Origin of the sequence: Pedobacter sp. KACC 23697 (genome assembly GCF_045348445.1) — a bacterium.
Taxonomy (GTDB): domain Bacteria; phylum Bacteroidota; class Bacteroidia; order Sphingobacteriales; family Sphingobacteriaceae; genus Pedobacter.
In genome coordinates this window covers 1,203,159-1,223,334 of the sequence record NZ_CP157485.1, presented here as the reverse complement: position 1 = coordinate 1,223,334, position 20,176 = coordinate 1,203,159, and the positions used below count along the sequence as shown (strand labels likewise).

Sequence of the window (20,176 nt, the reverse complement as noted above, 5' to 3'; positions counted from 1 at the left end):
TCGAATTCAAAACTCAATCATTCGTCCATTATTTTAAAATCGTTCAAAATTCTATCATTCAATCCCTCATTCCTTCACTCATTAAATTTAAAAACGCTAAATTTGCGACTTCAAAAAAAAAGCATGATTCATTTCTTCTCTAGTCATCCTGAGCCTGTCGAAGGGCAATCGCAAACGGTTTTTGTTCTACAAACAGACAAAACGCTTTCTACAACTGATATTACGAAACTCGAATGGTTATTTGGCGGCGCCAAAATCTCACAAGAAACGGCTTTAGAAGGCTTTTTTGTAGGTCCACGGGCAGCTATGATCACGCCATGGAGTACCAACGCAGTAGAAATTACGCAGAATATGGATATGCAGGGCATGATCAGGATCGAAGAATTTAAGCAGGTTGATGAAAATTTTGCTGATTTTGATCCGATGCTTTCTCAAAAATATGGCAAGCTTGATCAGAACGTTTATACCATCAACATTAAACCTGAGCCTATTTTAGAAATTACCGATATTGCTGCATATAATAAACAGGAAGGACTTTCTTTAAGTGATGAGGAAGTTGACTATTTAAATACGCTGGCGCAAAAATTAGAACGACCATTAACCGATTCAGAAGTTTTTGGCTTTTCGCAGGTCAACTCAGAACACTGCCGCCATAAAATCTTTAACGGAAAATTTGTAATCGATGGTGTAGAGCAGCCTACATCTTTGTTTAAACTGATCCGCAAAACTTCTGAAGCACATCCTAACGATATTGTTTCGGCCTATAAAGATAACGTTGCTTTTATTAAAGGACCTAAAGTGCAGCAATTTGCACCTAAACGTGCCGATCAGCCTGATTTTTACGCCCTGAGCGATTTCGAATCTGTAATCTCCTTAAAAGCAGAAACACATAATTTCCCAACTACTGTTGAGCCTTTTAATGGTGCTGCAACAGGTTCTGGCGGCGAAATCAGAGATCGTTTAGCTGGTGGCCAGGGTTCTTTACCTTTAGCCGGAACGGCAGTATACATGACCGCACTTTCCCGCTTAGAAGATAACCGCCCATGGGAACAGGGTGTAGAAGAAAGGCAGTGGCTGTACCAAACGCCAATGGATATCCTGATCAAGGCATCGAACGGTGCTACAGATTTCGGAAATAAATTCGGCCAGCCACTCATTACCGGGTCGGTTTTAACTTTCGAACATGAAGAAGATAACCGTACCCTGGGTTTTGATAAAGTAATTATGCTGGCCGGCGGTATTGGTTACGGTAAAGCCAGCCAGGCGCAAAAACTTAAACCACAGGAAGGCGATAATATTGTCATTCTGGGTGGCGAAAATTACAGGATCGGCATGGGTGGTGCAGCAGTTTCATCTGCTGATACAGGTCAGCACGGAAGTGGCATTGAATTAAATGCCATCCAGCGATCGAACCCGGAAATGCAAAAACGTGCAGCTAATGCTGTCCGTGGCATGGTGGAAAGCGATCACAATCCGATCATCTCCATCCACGATCACGGTGCAGGTGGTCACTTAAACTGTTTATCAGAACTCGTTGAAGAAACCGGTGGGTTAATCGACCTGGACAAACTTCCGGTAGGTGACCCTACCCTTTCGGCAAAAGAAATTATCGGTAACGAATCGCAGGAAAGAATGGGACTGGTCATCGGCAACGAGCATATCGAAACCTTACAAAAAATTGCCGACCGCGAGCGTTCACCGATGTATACCGTGGGTAAAGTGACCGGCGATCACCGTTTCACCTTTAAATCGGCCACTACCGGTTTAAAACCAATGGATTTTGAATTGGCTGACATGTTCGGCAGCTCGCCCAAAGTGGTAATGGAAGACAGCACGGTAGATCGTAAATATAGCGCACTTCACTACGATGCCGGCCAATTAAACACTTACCTGGAACAAGTACTTCAATTAGAAGCAGTTGCTTCCAAAGACTGGTTAACCAACAAGGTTGACAGGTGTGTGGGTGGCCGCGTAGCGAAACAACAATGTGCTGGTCCGCTGCAATTGCCGTTAAATAACTGCGGCGTAATGGCTTTAGATTTTCAGGGAAAAGAAGGTATTGCCACTTCAGTTGGTCACTCACCTGTTTCGGCGCTGATTGATCCGGCTGCCGGTAGCCGCAATGCCATCGCCGAATCACTTTCGAACATCGTTTGGGCACCTTTAAAAGATGGCTTAAAAAGTGTTTCACTTTCTGCCAACTGGATGTGGGCCTGTAAAAATGAAGGCGAAGATGCCAGATTATATTCAGCCGTAAAAGCTTGTTCTGATTTTGCAATCGATTTAGGCATCAATATCCCAACCGGGAAAGATTCCTTATCGATGAAACAGAAATATGCCAATGGAGATGTGATTGCGCCAGGAACGGTAATTATTTCGGCTGGTGCCAACTGCGATGATATCACTAAAGTGGTTGAACCGGTATTGCAAAAAGATGGTGGCGCCATTTACTACATCAACCTATCTAACGATAGCTATAAACTGGGCGGTTCATCTTTCGCACAGGTTTTAAACAAGGTAGGTACCGAAACGCCTGATATTAAAGATGCCGGTCAATTTAAAACAGCTTTCAATACCCTTCAACAATTAATTAAAGCTGGTCAGATCCAGGCCGGACACGATATTGGCAGCGGTGGTTTAATTACAACGCTGCTGGAAATGTGTTTTGCCGACCGCGATTTAGGCGCCCAAATAGATTTATCGGCTTTAGCAGAGCAGGATAGCCTAAAATTGCTTTTTGCCGAGAATATTGCCGTTGTTTTCCAGGCTGATGCTGCTGCAGAAGCTACATTAACCGAAAATGGCGTTGCTTTCCACAAAATAGGTACAGTAAACACTTCGGCTAAATTGGAAGTTAAAAATGCTGACGACAGCTTTAGTTTTGATATCGACCATTTACGCGATGTTTGGTTTAAAACTTCATACTTGTTAGATAGCAGACAAACCGGAAACGGCTTAGCCAAAGCGCGCTACGATAATTATAAAAACCACGTTTTAAATTACAGTTTCCCACTTACTTTTGATGGTAAAAAACCGGTAATCGACGAAACTAAACCCAGACCAAAAGCAGCCATTATCCGCGAAAAAGGAAGTAATTCTGAGCGTGAACTGGCAAACGCCATGTATTTGGCAGGTTTTGATGTAAAAGATGTACACATGACCGATTTAATTACCGGCCGGGAAACTTTGGAAGATATCCAGTTTATCGGTGCGGTGGGCGGTTTCTCTAACTCTGATGTTTTAGGATCGGCAAAAGGCTGGGCAGGTGCATTTTTATATAACGAGAAAGCGAGAATTGCTTTAGAGAAATTCTTTGCCCGTCCTGATACCTTATCAGTGGGGATCTGTAACGGCTGTCAGTTATTTATTGAGCTGGGCTTAATTAATAAAGACCATGCCGATAAACCAAAAATGTTGCATAACAAAAGTGGCAAACACGAAAGTATTTTCACTTCACTAACCTTACAGGAAAACAATTCAGTGATGTTATCCAGCCTTGCCGGCAGCACTTTAGGTGTTTGGGTATCGCATGGCGAAGGAAGATTTTCTTTACCATACGCAGAAGATCAGTACAAAATTGTAGCCAAATATGCTTACGAAACCTATCCGGCCAGTCCGAACGGTTCTGATTACAACACCGCCATGTTATGCGATGAAACCGGCCGTCACCTGGTGATGATGCCACACATTGAACGTTCATTGTTCCAATGGCACTGGGCAAATTATCCGGCAGGCCGTAAAGACGAAGTTTCGCCATGGATGGAAGCCTTTGTAAATGCCCGTAAATGGATTGAAAACCAAGGGTAATAGTTGGATGGAAGATGTAAAATGGATGATGGAATTAAAAACCATCATCCATTTTTTTATGTCATCAGGAATAGAGTTGTCAACTTTACAAGCATGTTGGCAAGAAAGCTGACAACTCTCCATAACTAAATTAAATGGATGAAGAAATTAAAAACAACCATCCATTTTTTGCTTTTAAGAATCGCGTCATTTCGACTGAAGCGCAGCGAAATAGAGAAATCTATATAGGCACACTTCTCTACCGAATCTGTCATGCTGAGGCAAGAAGAATCTTTAAAAAATAGTTATATGTTCTAATTTTTCACGGGCCTGAAATGGTTAAATTGACAATAAGCACTACTTCATCGCTAAAAGATTCTTCACTTCGTTCAGAATGACAAACAAGGGAACACTGCCACTGTCAATTTATTTCAGCATCCATCACCCGAAACAAGTTCAGGGTGATGAGTCTTAAAAAAAACGGCCTGGGCACCGCCCAAACCGTTCACCTAACGCTACATCTACCTCAAAATAACAACAAGAATGGTAGCAATTTTAACATGTAAGATAGAATAAGTAAGATGGCATGAGTCAAATGGCAAAGGTGAAATGGTATAGATAAAATGTAAGTATCACTTTCACTTACTTTCAATCCGATCAATTTAATTAAACATCATCCATGCCACATTATCCATCTTACATCGTCCATTTACCATCCTCTAAATCCCCTGCACATCCTTCCTCACTTCTCTTCTCCAGGATTTCCCATATTTTTTGTCCATAAAAGAGGCAATTACCTTATTATAATCTTCAATCCTGATAGTTGAAGGCCCAACACATCCAAAATCAAAATACACCACACCATATTTCTGCTCAAATCGTTCCTGTCCTTTAACACGTGTGGATACAATTCCACCCTGAATCAGGAATTTAAGCCTGCCTTTTTTAATATCGGCATTGGCTTGTTTAATACTTTCTGTTTTAATACCATCTGCAATCAACAAAGCTTTGGCACTGAAGTGTACAGAAATCAAACATAGAATCAGGCAAATTAGTGTGTACTTTTTCATGGGGTCAGCTTTTAAATTTTAATTAGATATCTGAAAATTAATGGCCATATTATACCTTACCCGCACAGGGATACCTTTGTTTTTACCAGGTTTCCATAGCGGCGATTTTTTAATTACTTTCATTGCTTCTTCATCACAACCAAAACCAATCCCTTTTATTACAGACACATCTGTAATCGAACCGTCTTTTTCTACCACAAAACTTACAAATACCTTACCTTGAATACCATCTTCCTGCGCCTGATACGGGTACCTTAAGTTACGCTCCATATATTTAGACCATGCTTTGGCACCACCATTAAACTCCGGGTATTCATCAGCACCTAAATAAATCTCTTTATCTTCCGCTGTTCCAGTACCTTCTTTAGCTGTTCCAGTCCCATCACCAGTACCTTTATTATCCGAAATCGTTGCATTAGGCGCTATAATTCCATCTTGCGTTTTATCACTGATTACTGCTTGCTCGATTTCTTTAATGGTTGGCGGATCCGGAAGGTCTACTTTATTTACCACAACTACCTGTGAGGGAAGCGCAATGGTTTTCACCTTAACCGCTTCAGCCTTTGCCGGTTCAATCTTCTTCTCCGGTTCCGGTGTTTTCGGTTTCATTTGGTGAATCACTTGCGTTAAATCAATAACCTTTGCTTTTTCTACAACCACATTTTCCCTGGGAACCAACTTGTTATAGATTAAGGGGGAGAAACAGGCAATGATGAATATACTACCTGAAACCAAAAGTACCCTGGTCATAATCGACGATGATTTGGACCTTAAATCATAAGCACCATAGTTTTTGTTGCGGCCTGCAAATACAAGATCGAGCCACTCAGTCTTGTATACGTTAATGGAAGAGTTGAACATAGCTTTTATTTTTATAGCATGATGCAAAAGAATCTACCATTCCATAAAACATCCGAAAAATCTATTTTCGTTACAAAAAATGAAATTTCTCACCTGAAAAACATTTTTTTATTTCATTTTCAATAAAATTGATATATTTTTTGCGATTATTTTATTTGAATTGATAAAATATACTATTTTTGACAAAAAACATAACGAATTAATGAAAAGCTTAAGAACCATCGCATTAAAAGAGGCTCAAAACAGAATTTCGCCTGAAGTTAAATCTCCTTCTGCAAAAATTTCTGACTTTTTTGGCGCTAATGTATTTGATAAGAAAAAAATGAGAGATTTCTTATCTAAAGACGTGTATGAGAAATTAATTTCATCTATCAACCAAGGTGAGTTAATTAACGCAGACGACGCAAACCAGATTGCTACGGCCATGAAATCATGGGCAATGGCTGCTGGAGCAACCCACTATACACACTGGTTCCAGCCTTTAACCGGTACTACAGCCGAAAAACACGATTCGTTTTTTGAGCCTAGCGGTGAAGGTGCAATCGAAAAATTTTCAGGTAGCGCCTTGGTTCAGCAAGAACCAGATGCATCGAGTTTCCCTAACGGCGGTATCCGTAACACTTTCGAAGCGCGTGGTTATACTGCCTGGGATCCTTCATCTCCAGCTTTCATTATGGAAAGCAAAGCGGGTAAAACCCTTTGTATCCCAACCGTTTTCGTATCTTATACAGGAGAAGCATTAGATTATAAAGCACCTTTATTAAAAGCACTGGCTGCATTAGATAAAGCGGCTGTTGATGTTTGCCAGTATTTCGATAAAAGCATTACTAAAGTAAATGCTTCTTTAGGTATTGAGCAAGAATATTTCCTGGTTGATGAGTCGTTATTTAACGCCCGCCCGGATTTATTGTTAACCGGCCGTGCTTTATTCGGACACATGTCTGCTAAAGGTCAGCAGTTAGAAGATCACTATTTCGGTTCTATTCCTGAGCGCGTATTCAGCTACATGGTAGATTTCGAAAACGAAGCATTAAAACTAGGTATTCCTTTAAAAACCCGTCACAATGAGGTTGCACCTTCTCAATTCGAATGCGCGCCAATTTATGAGGAAATCAACTTAGCTATCGATCACAACCAATTGTTGATGGATTTGATGGAAAAAGTTGCCCGTCGTCACCACTTCCGTGTTTTATTACACGAAAAACCATACGCAGGCATCAACGGATCAGGTAAACACAACAACTGGTCGTTAATTACCGATACCGGTAAAAACTTATTGGCACCAGGTAAAACGCCTAAAAACAATTTAATGTTCCTTGCTTTCTTCGTGAATACCATTAAAGCAGTTAGCGAGCATGCAGATTTATTACGTGCAAGTATTGCATCGGTAAGCAACGATCACCGTTTAGGTGCTAACGAGGCGCCACCGGCAATCATCTCTATCTTCCTGGGTTCACAATTGAACGATGTATTAGATGAAATTGAGCACTCACGTATCAGCAAAAAAATCAAAGAAGATAACGCCCTTTGGTTAGGTATTCCTAAAATCCCTCAGATTTTACTGGATAATACCGATCGTAACCGTACTTCTCCTTTCGCTTTTACAGGTAATAAATTTGAGTTAAGAGCTGTAGGTTCTTCTGCAAACTCTTCTGCTCCGATGACGATCTTAAACGCGATTATGGCTGAGCAATTGATTAAATTCAAAGCTGAAGTGGATAAGTTGATCAAGAAAGGAGATAAAAAAGACATCGCTTTATTAACGGTGATCAAAAAATACATCAAAGAATCTAAATCAATCCGTTTCGAAGGTAATGGTTACAGCCAGGAATGGGAAGATGAAGCTGCTGCACGCGGTTTATCGAACATCAAAACCACGCCTAAAGCTTTAGATGCTTACTTAACGGAAAAATCAGCTGAATTATTTGCAACAACAGGTATTTACAGCTCACGTGAAATTCATGCCCGTCATGAAATCATGTTAGAAAACTTCTACAAAAAATTACAGATCGAAGCACGCGTAATGGGTGAAGTAGCCAACACGGCGATTATTCCTGCTGCAATTGCTTACCAAAACTCTTTAATCGAAAACGTAAAAGGATTAAAAGAAATTGGTGTAAGCAGTAAAGTTTCTATCGATATCGTTAAAAAACTATCTGAACACCTGGATATCGTTAAAACCAATATCGATGCGATGTTAGAAGAACGTAAAGTAACCAACAAAATCGAAGATACCCGCGAAAAAGCGATTGCCTACGATGAGAAAGTTAAATCTTACTTCGATACCATCCGTTACCATGCTGATAAACTGGAACAAATTGTTGACGACAGCGTTTGGCCTTTACCAAAATTCAGAGAATTATTATTTATGAAATAGATTTTAAGCCGTAAGGTTTAAGGTATAGGGCGTAAGGTTTAACTTTACGCCCTTTTTTATTAGTTTATTGGTCAGTAGTATTTAAATGGGCTACTGAAAACTGACCACTGAAAATTGAAAACTGTAAACTTTGATCGTATCATCATCATCCTGAACTTGTTTCAGGATCTTACTATTTACAATTATCAATAACCAATAGATCTTTTCTGGAAAGCAATACCCCTGCGCATCGGTTAAGACAGTCCTGCTTTCCTTCCTGCTGTAAATTTTTTCTATGTCTTTAATTCATCGTTTACAGCATCCATGCAATCAGGTTTATTTTAGATAAGCCTGTGCAAGGCAAGAGAAAACCGCCACAACGAACCAAACTCAATGCCCTAAGCCCGATTGTACGAATGCCGTTTTATCCGTTATTTTTTTTATTTCACAGTTTTAAAACGGCAGCAGGAAAAGCGGGACAGCAAACCGCCATGGAAAACGAACGTTCACTTCCAAAACCATATCTGATTATTTACTTTGCATAATCGACTCCCGACTTTAGACTTTCGACTCCGGACTTCTGACTCCCGACATCTGACTTCTGACCCCGACTTCAGACTTTCTATCTTCTTCCCTTTTACCTTCCACCTTAAACAACTATCTTTGCGGCAACATGAGTGATAACAGGTACAATCAACGTGGCGTTTCTGCCTCAAAAGAAGATGTGCACAATGCCATCAAAAACATCGATAAAGGAATTTTCCCAAAAGCATTCTGCAAAATCATTCCCGATATTTTAGGAGGCGATGAGGCATATTGTAACATTATGCATGCTGACGGTGCCGGCACCAAATCATCTTTAGCCTATGTATACTGGAAAGAAACCGGCGATATTTCGGTTTGGAAAGGTATTGCGCAGGATGCCATTATCATGAATATTGATGACCTGATCTGTGTAGGTGCTACCGATAATATCCTCTTGTCATCAACCATCGGTCGCAATAAAAACCTGATTCCGGGCGAAGTAATTGCGGCTGTGATTAATGGGACAGAAGAAATCCTGGCCGATTTACGTGAGCAAGGCATTACCATTTACTCAACAGGTGGTGAAACTGCCGATGTGGGCGATTTGGTGAGAACTATTATCGTCGATTCTACGGTGACTTGTCGCTTAAAGCGCGAAGACATCATCAGCAACGATAACATTAAACCTGGCGATGTAATTGTGGCCTTAGCCTCATCCGGACAAGCGACTTACGAAACCGAATACAATGGCGGTATGGGCTCAAATGGTTTAACTTCTGCACGACATGATGTTTTCGAAAAATCTGTAGCCAATACCTACCCTGAAAGCTTCGATCCGGCAGTACCATTTGACCTGGTTTTCTCCGGTGGTAAAAAACTAACCGACGAGATTGAAATTGAAGGCCATGGCAAAATAACCGTAGGTAAACTGGTACTATCCCCTACACGTACCTATGCACCGGTGATTAAGCAGATTTTAGAGAAACACCGCAGTCAGATTAATGGTATTGTACATTGCAGCGGTGGCGCCCAAACCAAAGTATTACATTTCATCAACGATGATATCCATGTGATAAAAGACAATTTATTCCCTGTTCCACCGTTATTTAAGCTGATCCAGGAGCAATCGGGCACCGATTGGAAGGAAATGTATAAAGTGTTTAATATGGGACACAGAATGGAACTATACGTACCACAGGAAATTGCAGATAGCCTAATCGAAATTTCCAAAAGTTTTAATATCGAAGCCAAAATTATTGGCCGCGTAGAAAAAGGCGAACAAAAACAGGTAACCATCGAAAGCGAAAAAGGAACTTTTGTTTACAACTAAACTCCCGCTTTGCATTTAATATAAAGGCTTCGGATAAACTCCGAAGCCTTTCTTTTTTTAAACGGAACCTTCCTGCTTACCTCAGCTACTGAAATAAATTCATTACAATCTGTTAAAGTTATTTTCGACAAGCGGAAAAAGATTATATTAGTTATACAAACTAACAGAACATGAATTATAAAAAGACCATGGTAATGGCCCTGCTGGCTTGCTTTGCATTCAGCCTGAGTGCCTTTATGCCAAAACCTGAACCAGCACCAAAAGCAAAAAATTTAAAGGTATTACCTAAAAACATCAGCAAGGAAGAGCTAGATAAAGTAATGGACGACTTTAAGCTTGCATTAGGAGTACGCTGCAGTCATTGCCATGTCTCAATGAAAGATAACCCGCGAAAGATGGATTTTGCCAGTGATGAAAAACCAGAAAAAGAAACCGCACGCCAGATGATGCGTATGACCGCTAAAATTAATAAGAAATATTTCCACAACGCTCTACAGGAAGGAAAAACCATTACCCAGATTGCCTGCATAACCTGCCACAATGGCAAAACCGAACCGGCTAAATAAATTCTGGCCTGTTAAAAATTTTTTTCCTTAAAGCAAGAAGCCTGATTTATTGATCAGGCTTTTTGCCTTTAGTCTCTTGCTGCGAATTTATGAAAAGTACTTTCCTCTCCGTCAACTTTCTTTTCCTGATAAAGGAAATCAAGTTCATGCTTATCAAAGGTTTTAAAGAAAGTTTTCCAATCTGTTTCTTTTAAATCGGATGCGTTATCACTATGCTTAGGAAAATGTATCCTTAAAACATCTTCTCCGCTATTTTTGGCTGTATCTGCAACTACAGCAGGTACATAATCGTATTCTTCCGCCCATGCTTTAATGGTTGCTTAGGCCTCGGGGTGTTTTTGACCCACTCACTGTTTTATAATTTATTTTTAAATAAAATAGACTAAAGATAAAATCAAATTCTGGTGGAAATTGGTTTTTATTTTATAAAAAAAGCCCCGATCGTTTGATCGGGGCTCAATATTAATATTCTATTTTTTAATATTAGTTAAATAAATATCTAACCCCAACTTGTCCTTGCCATCTTGAAGAAAATGACTCTGACAAAATATTTGAAGGAGTTTCAGGAGAGAAAGTAAAGCTACCACTATTTGAGCTACTATAGCTAATTAGCTGATATGCTTGGTTAGTGATAAAGTATTGTCTGCCCCAATTTTTATTTAATAAATTACCAACGTTAATGATATCGAAAGATAATTGCAGACGGTTTTTACTTGTACCGATCATTGTACCTATATCCTGCATGATTCTGAAATCAAACTGATGTTGCCATGGTAATCTCGCACCATTTCTTTGTGTATATTGACCTCTCAATTTACTTAAATAAGGATCATTATTAATAAATGCGTCTAAAGCAGCCCACTGCTGAGCCGGAGTATAAACTCTTGCAGCTGTTCCTGTACCAACCGTTAGATTATTTATTATTCTTATTTCAGACTGATTACGGGGAACATACAATAAATCATTTGAAAATGCACCATCACCATTTAAATCTCCGTTATAAAGATATGTAAAAGGTGACCCTGAATTACCTACATAAAACAAAGATACTGTTGTTCCACTTGCTTTGTTTTTGCCGTAATTTAAAGTATATCCTAAAGTACCAATGATTCTATGACGAATATCAAAATTTGAATACACTAATTCTGGATCATTTGCATTGCGAACAACCTGAACAAATTCCCAGTTTGATAGTGCCACACTGCTGGCGCCTGAGTTAACATCTTTAGATTTACCATATGTATAAGCAGTACTTGCGAATAATCCATTATCAAAAGATTTTTGCAATTGAGCTGTCAAGCTATAAGAGTCTCCTTTACTGGTGTTATCAAGTAAGTATGCTCCGGTGTAAGTAGTACTAACCTTTGAACCATAGAAAGGACGTGTATCAGCACCACCGGAAATTATTGGATTTAATGAAGCTGTAGAAGGTTTAACATTTATATCTCTATATAATATGTTATTTACAGTTTTACTATAAATTCCTTCTAAAGTTGCCACTATACCTGCAGGCAATTTCATATCTAAAGCTAAATTACTCCTAAATACTTGAGGTAATTTAAAGTTAGGACTCATTAAGTTAACCGCGTAGGTATTTCCCGCTGTTCCTACTGTTGATTGTTTTGTAACGTCAGGTTGGAATCCAGTGTTATTTGCGGTAGTACCTGTTAACGAAATTGTTTTATAATCCAATCCTGTATTTCCATACTGGTTAGACATCCATACAAATGGTACCCTACCTGTAAATAATCCGGAACCACCTCTTAACTGAATGGAACGGTTTCCTGTTAGATCCCAATTAAATCCAATACGTGGTGAAACCAATACCTGACCACTAGGAATATTACTCGTTCCATAACCAGGGAAAGATGCAGCAACCGCCGCATTATTTGCAGGCTTATCATTAAAGATAGGTACATCAACACGTAACCCTGCTGTCATTCTAAAACTTTGATCAACCTGAATCTCATCTTGAAAATAAAAACCTAATTGAGCTGCCTTAAATTGAGCCGCAGGTAAAGTACCAGCTACAGCAGGATAAGTAATGTCAATATTATTAGGTTTATTATCATTGAAATTCTGTAAAGAGGTAAAACGATATCTTCCGTTGTAATTACTTACAAACAGGTTTCTGAATTTAAAAAACTCATTGTGTGTTCCCAATGTGAAAGTGTGATTTCCAACCAGCAACTTCAAATTGTCCGTAAATTCAACGATATCTTGGTCTAATTCATTTTTAGTTGAACTTCTTTCAGATCCGAATGTAACAGTTCTGCCTGAAATCCCTCCCCAGTTCTGAATCTCCACCTGAGGGAATAATGATCCAGCAGTTTGACGGCTATCTCTAACTCTTGAATAACCGATAATTAAATTATTAGAAAGATTTGAATTGAACTGAGACCTCAACTCAAGCACACTAACATTTTGGTTGTTATTAAATTTATAGGCATTATTTTCGAAACGAAATGCGGTAGAACTTCTGCTAATATTATCATCAAATGCTTTGATGTAATTATGGCGCAATGTTAATTGATGCTTACTACTGATATTCCAATCTAAACGTGCAAAGATTTTATCACTTTGAGTCTTAGCCGGAACTTCAGCACCGGTTCCGATATCATAACCGTACTTAGAATTAACATAGTTAGCCAAGCTTTGCGCATCTGCTGTGCTAATTACGGATACAGCATCACCAGCATTATTCAATGTTGGCGTTTTAATTCTTGTCTGCTCACCTGTTACAAATAAAAACAACTTATCTTTAACAATTGGCGCACCTATTCTTAAACCATAATTTGTGTTGTAAAAACTTGTCGCTTTTTCACCTAAGAAACTTTTACCGACTAACTTTTCATTTCTACCGTAAAACCATGCAGAACCTTCTACAGTATTAGAGCCTGATCTGGTAACCGCATTAATACCTCCACCTGTAAAATTACCATAAGTAATATCGTATGGAGCTAATACAACTTGAATCTCTTGAATCGCATCCAGTGAGATTGGCTGAGTATTAGCCTGTCCACCTGGTAAACCAGAGCTAGTTAATCCAAAAACGTCGTTGTTAACAGCACCATCAATAGTTAAGCTATTATATTTACTATTAGACCCAGCAAAAGAGTTTCCATTTGCTTGCGGAGTAAGTCTAGTAAAATCATTAATGCTTCTGCTTAAACTTGGTAAATTTTGGATTTGCTCTTTTGATACAGTCGTAGCAGCACCAGTTCTTTTACTATTTAAAAGAGGATCTTTTTTACCAGATACATTAACTTCCTGCAGAACATTACTATTGTCGCTCAATATTAAATTTAAAGCAAATGGTTCGCCCAGCTTTAATTGAATTCCGGTAATTTTCTCCGGATTGTAACCCACAAAACTAATTTCTACCGTGTAAGGTCCGCCAACTCTCATGTTTGCCATACTGAATCTACCATCGTTGTTTGTAGATACAGTATAAACAGTCCCGGTAGGTGTGTGCGTGGCTTTAACACTTGCACCAGGTAAGGCGCCTTTGGCATCCTTAATTGTTCCTGTCATTGAGGATGTGGTTACCTGTGCATTCGCACTAAAAGTAATACCTACAAATGCAACAATAACCAGTACTAATCTTAAAAGTAAAGATTTCTTCATACTTTGATTTTTAAATGTTTTTTGTTGTTAATGATAATCAAAAGGGATTTTGTAACTGCAAATGTCCTAATAAAATTTAACACATTTTAACATTCAATGTTAAATAATTATTAAGTCGGTCATAATTTTTCAACATTTAACACATACATTATCAATTACAACTTTCAGTTTATCAATACATTGGTTATAAATCTAAATTTTTAACAATAAAACCTACAGTTGTTTATAATTTAAGCATAAAACTTTAACTAAAATTGGTATTTTCCCAATAACACCTATCAGCAACATTTTTCGAAGCATAAACAGCCCTGTTATTCAATTTTTTAATCGATTATCCATATATAATTCTGCAAAAACTGATAATTAAGCTTTTGTTTTTTGACGAGAATAATCTTAACAAGATTCAACCATTGTAAATTTTAACAGGTATCTGCATATTGGCTTAGCCAATTGACTTTTTTTTTTTAGTTTTGGACGATGGTTAACGGAGCAATCTCCTTTAATTTTTGGTAATGTAAAGTTTAAGCCCCAAACCAAGAGCGAAATCAACACTTTACCTGTAAATACAGTAACAATTAAGAAATAAAGATCTTTAATCAGATAGGAATAACCGTCCGTAATTAAAATCATTTTTATTATGGAAAAGTCCATCTGAAAGATAAATAACAAATTTAAAAAAAACAGATGAATTACGACGTTATTGTTTTAGGCAGCGGCCCTGGTGGTTATGTAGCTGCAATCAGAGCTTCTCAATTGGGACTGAAAGTGGCCATTGTTGAGCGTGAATCATTAGGTGGTATTTGTTTAAACTGGGGCTGTATCCCTACTAAAGCGCTTTTAAAAAGCGCTCAGGTTTTCGAATATATTAATCATGCTGCTGATTACGGAATTACTACATCCGGTGCAACTGCAGATTTTGCTGCTGTGGTAAAACGCAGTCGTGGTGTAGCCGATGGCATGAGTAAAGGCGTTCAATTTTTAATGAAAAAAAATAAAATTGACGTGATTATGGGAACTGGTAAAGTAAAACCAGGAAACAAATTGGAAGTTAAAGGTGCTGATGGTTCTCAAAAAGAACTGACTGCCAAAAATATCATCATTGCTACAGGTGCCCGTTCAAGAGAACTGCCTAACCTGAAACAGGATGGCAAAAAGATTATCGGCTACCGCCAGGCCATGGTACTCCCTGAGTTACCAAAAAGCATGGTAGTTGTAGGCTCTGGTGCTATCGGTGTAGAGTTTGCTTATTTCTATGCTACTATGGGCACCAAAGTAACCATTGTAGAGTTTATGGAAAATGTTGTTCCGGTTGAAGATGAAGACGTTTCAAAACAATTGTTACGCAGTTTAAAGAAAACCGGTATCGATGTAATGACCTCTGCAAGTGTTGAATCTGTTGATACCAGTGGCGCAGGCTGTAAAGTTTCTGTTAAAACAGCATCCGGCATGCAAACCATCGAAGCCGATATCGTACTTTCAGCAGCTGGTATTGTAGCCAACATCGAAAACATCGGTTTAGAAGAAGTGGGCATCAAAACCGAAAAAGGCAAAATTGTTACGGATGAGTTCTACAACACTTCAGTTAAAGGTTATTATGCCATTGGCGATGTGGTAGGTGGCCAGGCATTGGCTCACGTAGCTTCTGCAGAAGGAATTATCTGTGTAGAAAAAATTGCCGGTCAGCATGCTGAGCCTTTAGATTACAATAATATCCCCGGATGTACCTATTGTACTCCTGAAATTGCTTCGGTGGGTTATACTGAGAAAGCAGCGAAAGCAGCGGGTTACGAATTAAAAATCGGCAAATTCCCATTCTCTGCATCAGGTAAGGCTAGTGCTGCCGGTGCCAAAGATGGTTTCATTAAACTGATTTTTGATGCCAAATACGGAGAATTATTGGGCGCACACATGATCGGTGCCAACGTTACCGAAATGATTGCCGAAATTGTAGTGGCCCGTAAATTAGAAACTACCGGCCATGAAATGATCAAATCTGTTCACCCGCACCCAACCATGAGCGAAGCCATTATGGAAGCTGCCGCTGATGCCTACGGAGAAGTGATCCACTTGTAACTTATATTAAACAAAATTTTGAAAAGCCCCGAAGATTTCGGGGCTTTTTTCGTTAAAATGATTAATAATTTTCGTGGCGAAACCTAAGCTGCCGCAGCGTTCCTGCGAACAACCTCAACACTTTCTTCTGTATTCCTAAAACATTTACCACCCTTATCTGTTCGATAATTAACAAATAAATGATCATCAAATAAGGAGTATATTATGCATTGGATTTTACTAATCATTGCCGGACTTTTCGAGGTTGGTTTCACCACATCACTAAAATTATCAGAAGGTTTTACAAATTGGAAATGGGCTGCAGGATTCGTAGTATGTGTAATCATCAGTTTTGTTTTTCTGACTAAAGCAATTGAACAAATCCCGTTGGGCACAGCCTATGCAATATGGTCAGGAATTGGTGCCGTTGGAACAGTTTTGGTAGGGATATTGTACTTTAAAGAAGATGCTAATTTCTGGCGGATTTTCTTCATCGGCCTGTTAATTTTATCGATTGTAGGTTTAAAATTGGTTACGCCAGATAAATCATCATAATCCACAATTTTGCTCATCGCATAAAACATCTTAAATTTAGCGCTTACCATTATTAAAAGGCGATGACATTACATACTATAAATACCGGTTTATTTAAATTAGATGGCGGTGCCATGTTTGGTGTTGTACCCAAAGCCATCTGGCAAAAAACCAATCCTGCTGATGCCAACAATCTTTGCACATGGGCCATGCGCTGCTTATTGATAGAACAAGGCAATCAGTTGATTTTAGTAGATACCGGAATCGGAAATAAACAGGATGAGAAATTTTTCAGTCATTACTATCTTCATGGCAACGATTCTATAGAAAAATCGTTGACGCAATTGGGTTTCAAAATGGCAGATATCACAGATGTTTTCCTGACACACCTTCATTTTGACCATGTTGGCGGTGCAATTGTAAGAGTAGGCGAAAAACTGTTGCCCGCTTTTAAAAATGCTAAATATTGGAGTAATGAAAAACATTGGGAATGGGCAGTTAAACCCAACGCAAGAGAAAAAGCTTCGTTTTTAAAAGAAAACATCTTACCTATTCAGGAAAGCGGACAGCTTAATTTTGTGCCTGAACAAGAAAATATAGAATGGCAAAAGAATGTCAACATCAGTTTTGCTTATGGGCATACTGATGCCATGATGTTGCCAAAAGTCAGTTACAAAGGTAAAACCATGGTGTATATGGCTGATCTGTTACCTTCAGTAGGTCACTTGCCTCTGCCCTATGTAATGGCATACGATATGTTTCCTTTAAAAACATTAACCGAAAAACAGGCTTTTTTGGAAGAAGCGGTAGAAAACAATTATATCCTATTTCTGGAGCACGATCCCATTAACGAGTGCTGCACCTTACAACGTACCGAAAAAGGAATACGCGTAGCGGAAACCTTTAAGCTAAGTGAGATTTAATGATCAGGCCTGCCAAACCGGAAGATGCAGCGCAAGTTGTCCCCCTGCTACTTCAGGCCATGGGAGAACTTGCCGCGAAGTTAACCCACACCAATGATCAGGAAACCATTAACCGCATCTTTGAACATTTTTTTCAGGAACAGGGTAATCAATACAGCTATGAAAATACCTTAGTCTTTGAAGAAGCGGAAAAAGTACTCGGCTCTTTAACGGCTTATGACGGAGCATTGCTGATTGAACTCAGAAAACCTTTTTTAGCCTACTTAAACCTACCTGATCCGGATAATAAGCATATGGATGCTGAGACTCAAAGTGGCGAGTTTTATCTTGATAGTATTAGTGTACATGCCAGTGCCCAGGGCAAAGGCATAGGCAAACAACTCATTAAGGCAGGAATTGCCATGGGTTGGCAATTAGGACATCAAAACATTGGTTTATTAGTCGAACAAAACAATGTGGGCGCCTTAAAGCTTTACCTGCAGATGGGCTTTAAGATCCAAAATGAAAAGGAATTTATGAACGGGTTGTACCATCATATGGTATTTGGTGCCCAAGCAAGTAAATAATCTGAATCTTTGCCTGAAAATTCAAGAAACAAACGCTTTTGGTAAATGTACGCAGCATCTTGATTAATTAAGATAAGTTTGATAGCCTCTGTCCAGACAGGCTTCTACACCTGATTACCCGAACTTTTACCTGAACGACGATCACTTTTATCCATTCATACACCTATTTCTTCCGCCGCTAAACGCTACGCGCATGGCGCTCACTATTTTTTTTACAATTTTATTTGTATTTAATCTAAATAATGCCAATTTTTGTAACCGATGGAAAAAGCGTGTATAGATATTAACCAACTCGTTAACGTATTCTCAAATACCCATGGTTCAATTTATCAATCAGATAAATTAAATTGCTTTTACGTAGATTTTGGCGGTAAGTTTGCACGCTACAACTGCCTTTCCCTTCAAAAACTAAAAACTGTTGTAGAACAGATTGATATTGAAGCACTTCTTTTAAATACCCATAAAGCAGATTTCGAATTGGTTACCTTTAATGGTTGCGAACACATCTATTTATTGAGTGCACTCGAAATCATTGCTTTAAAAGATTTACTGCACGGTACTTTTACCATGTTTAAGCTTAACCATATCATTAGCGATTGTCTTTATAGATTGGTATACTAGTTTATTGGTTTATTAGCCATTTGTTCATTGGGCGATCAAATTAATTAATGAATTGCCCTACCTATTTGTTCTCCTGAACTTGATTCAGGATCTATCTGGAAAGATCCTGAGATAAATTCATGATGACGACCTTGAGCGAAATTGAAAACTGCCAACTGAAAACTGAAAACTGCTTTTCATTTGATATGTCATACTGAACTTGTTTCAGTATCTGTCTCAAAAGATCCTGAGATAAACTCAGGATGACCAGCTTGAGCGAATTGAAAACCGCCAATTGAAAACTGAAAACTGCTATTCATCTGATATGCCATACAGAACTTATTTCGGTATTTGTCTGAAAAGATCCTGAGATAAATTCAGGACGACGACCTTCATAGAAATTGAAAACTGCCAGCTGAAAATTGCCAACTGAAAACTGGAAATTGAAAACTGCTTTTCATTTCATACGTCATACTGAACTTGTCTCAGTATCTATTTAAAAAGATCCTGAGATAAACTCAGGATGACGATCTCAAGGGAAACTGAAAACTGCCAACTGAAAATTGAAAACCGAAAACCGCAAGCTGGAAACCGTCAAATGCCATCATCCTTCTGATCCTCAGCCACTATCCGTATGGCGTTATCCATTCCTTTTCCGTCATCCATTCCACATCTCACCTCATCTACCCCATCTTATTTAAACTGATTACAAATAACTAATTATCAGCAATTTAGACTAATTTCATATAGCAAATAAATTACCATTCAGAACAAATTCAGCTTACATTTGTATTGTTAATAAAGTACAGAAATATGAAAGATCTAATGCGTATCAAATGTTTAATATCTCAGGATATCGAAACATTATTAAATCAGCAAATTAAAAAAGAGGCTCACTCTTCATCATTATATTTATCCATGTCGTCCTGGTGCGATCAAAATGGCTTTGACTTTTCGGCAGATTATTTCTTAAAGCAATCTGAAGAAGAAAGAGTACACCAGCTTAAATTATTCAAATATGTATTGGATATGGGTGGAAATGCAATCTCTCCTGAAGTTAGTGGAATTAAAACAGACTTCGCCAGTTTCAGGGAAGTTTTCGAAGATGCTTTGGAGGCAGAAATCGCCATTACCCAAAGTTTCAAAAACTTGGCAGCCAGATGTCACAAAGAACAGGATTTCGTAACCATGGAATTTTTGAACTGGTTCCTGAAAGAACAACGCGAAGAAGAATATAAAGCACGCAGGGCTTTAGAGTTGTTCGAGGTAATTGGCGAAGAAGGTACCGGAAGATGGGAAATTGATAAACATGTGAATAAAATTTCTTATTCAGAAGAATAATAACAACAAAACATATATTGAAGAGCTATCCGAATTGGG

General features: G+C 38.7%; 13 protein-coding genes. 10 read left to right on the top strand and 3 right to left on the bottom strand.

Annotated features, from left to right (window positions below):
- Positions 1 to 123 precede the first annotated feature (123 nt).
- Positions 124 to 3,807, top strand: a complete 3,684-nt coding sequence (gene purL, locus ABEG20_RS04980) for a phosphoribosylformylglycinamidine synthase (protein ID WP_406826283.1) — start codon at positions 124 to 126, stop codon at positions 3,805 to 3,807.
- Between the two features lie 698 nt (positions 3,808 to 4,505).
- Here the strand turns inward: purL and ABEG20_RS04975 are convergent.
- Positions 4,506 to 4,856, bottom strand: a complete 351-nt coding sequence (locus ABEG20_RS04975; RefSeq protein ID WP_406826282.1) for a hypothetical protein — start codon at positions 4,854 to 4,856, stop codon at positions 4,506 to 4,508.
- Positions 4,857 to 4,874: 18 nt separating this feature from the next.
- Complete coding sequence (locus tag ABEG20_RS04970; RefSeq protein ID WP_406826281.1) at positions 4,875 to 5,717, bottom strand: energy transducer TonB; 843 nt, start codon at positions 5,715 to 5,717, stop codon at positions 4,875 to 4,877.
- A 202-nt stretch (positions 5,718 to 5,919) separates the two neighbouring features.
- Between ABEG20_RS04970 and ABEG20_RS04965 the strand changes: the two genes are divergently transcribed.
- The 3 genes from ABEG20_RS04965 (at position 5,920) to ABEG20_RS04955 (ending at position 10,494) form a co-directional block, all read left to right on the top strand.
- The gene (locus ABEG20_RS04965) at positions 5,920 to 8,094 is read left to right on the top strand and encodes a glutamine synthetase III (protein WP_406826280.1); all 2,175 of its coding nucleotides are present in this window, start codon (positions 5,920 to 5,922) and stop codon (positions 8,092 to 8,094) included.
- Between the two features lie 652 nt (positions 8,095 to 8,746).
- Entirely contained in the window at positions 8,747 to 9,928 is a 1,182-nt protein-coding gene (locus tag ABEG20_RS04960) for an AIR synthase related protein (RefSeq protein ID WP_406826279.1), read from the top strand.
- A 170-nt stretch (positions 9,929 to 10,098) separates the two neighbouring features.
- Positions 10,099 to 10,494, top strand: coding sequence for a c-type cytochrome (locus ABEG20_RS04955; protein ID WP_406826278.1), 396 nt, complete (start codon positions 10,099 to 10,101; stop codon positions 10,492 to 10,494).
- A 483-nt stretch (positions 10,495 to 10,977) separates the two neighbouring features.
- On the opposite strand, the gene ABEG20_RS04950 is transcribed toward ABEG20_RS04955, so the two are convergent.
- On the bottom strand, positions 10,978 to 14,121 hold the full coding sequence (locus ABEG20_RS04950; RefSeq protein WP_406826277.1) for a TonB-dependent receptor domain-containing protein: 3,144 nt from the start codon (positions 14,119 to 14,121) through the stop codon (positions 10,978 to 10,980).
- A gap of 684 nt (positions 14,122 to 14,805) precedes the next feature.
- Here ABEG20_RS04950 and lpdA point away from each other — a divergent pair.
- From lpdA to ABEG20_RS04920, 6 genes are all read left to right on the top strand, one after another.
- Positions 14,806 to 16,194: a dihydrolipoyl dehydrogenase gene (lpdA, locus tag ABEG20_RS04945; RefSeq protein WP_205057418.1), complete on the top strand. Its 1,389-nt coding sequence runs from the start codon at positions 14,806 to 14,808 to the stop codon at positions 16,192 to 16,194.
- 204 nt (positions 16,195 to 16,398) lie between these two features.
- Positions 16,399 to 16,728, top strand: a complete 330-nt coding sequence (locus ABEG20_RS04940; RefSeq protein WP_406826276.1) for a DMT family transporter — start codon at positions 16,399 to 16,401, stop codon at positions 16,726 to 16,728.
- Positions 16,729 to 16,790: 62 nt separating this feature from the next.
- Positions 16,791 to 17,630, top strand: a complete 840-nt coding sequence (locus tag ABEG20_RS04935; protein WP_406826275.1) for an MBL fold metallo-hydrolase — start codon at positions 16,791 to 16,793, stop codon at positions 17,628 to 17,630.
- A complete protein-coding gene (locus ABEG20_RS04930; protein ID WP_406826274.1) occupies positions 17,630 to 18,196 on the top strand; it encodes an N-acetyltransferase family protein in 567 nt (188 codons plus the stop codon). The genes ABEG20_RS04935 and ABEG20_RS04930 overlap by 1 nt, the downstream gene beginning before the upstream one ends.
- A gap of 261 nt (positions 18,197 to 18,457) precedes the next feature.
- A complete protein-coding gene (locus tag ABEG20_RS04925) occupies positions 18,458 to 18,817 on the top strand; it encodes a hypothetical protein (RefSeq protein ID WP_406826273.1) in 360 nt (119 codons plus the stop codon).
- Positions 18,818 to 19,609: 792 nt separating this feature from the next.
- Positions 19,610 to 20,137 carry a ferritin gene (locus ABEG20_RS04920; RefSeq protein ID WP_406826272.1) on the top strand — a complete coding sequence of 176 codons (528 nt, stop codon included), beginning with the start codon at positions 19,610 to 19,612 and terminating at the stop codon, positions 20,135 to 20,137.
- Positions 20,138 to 20,176: the final 39 nt, after the last annotated feature.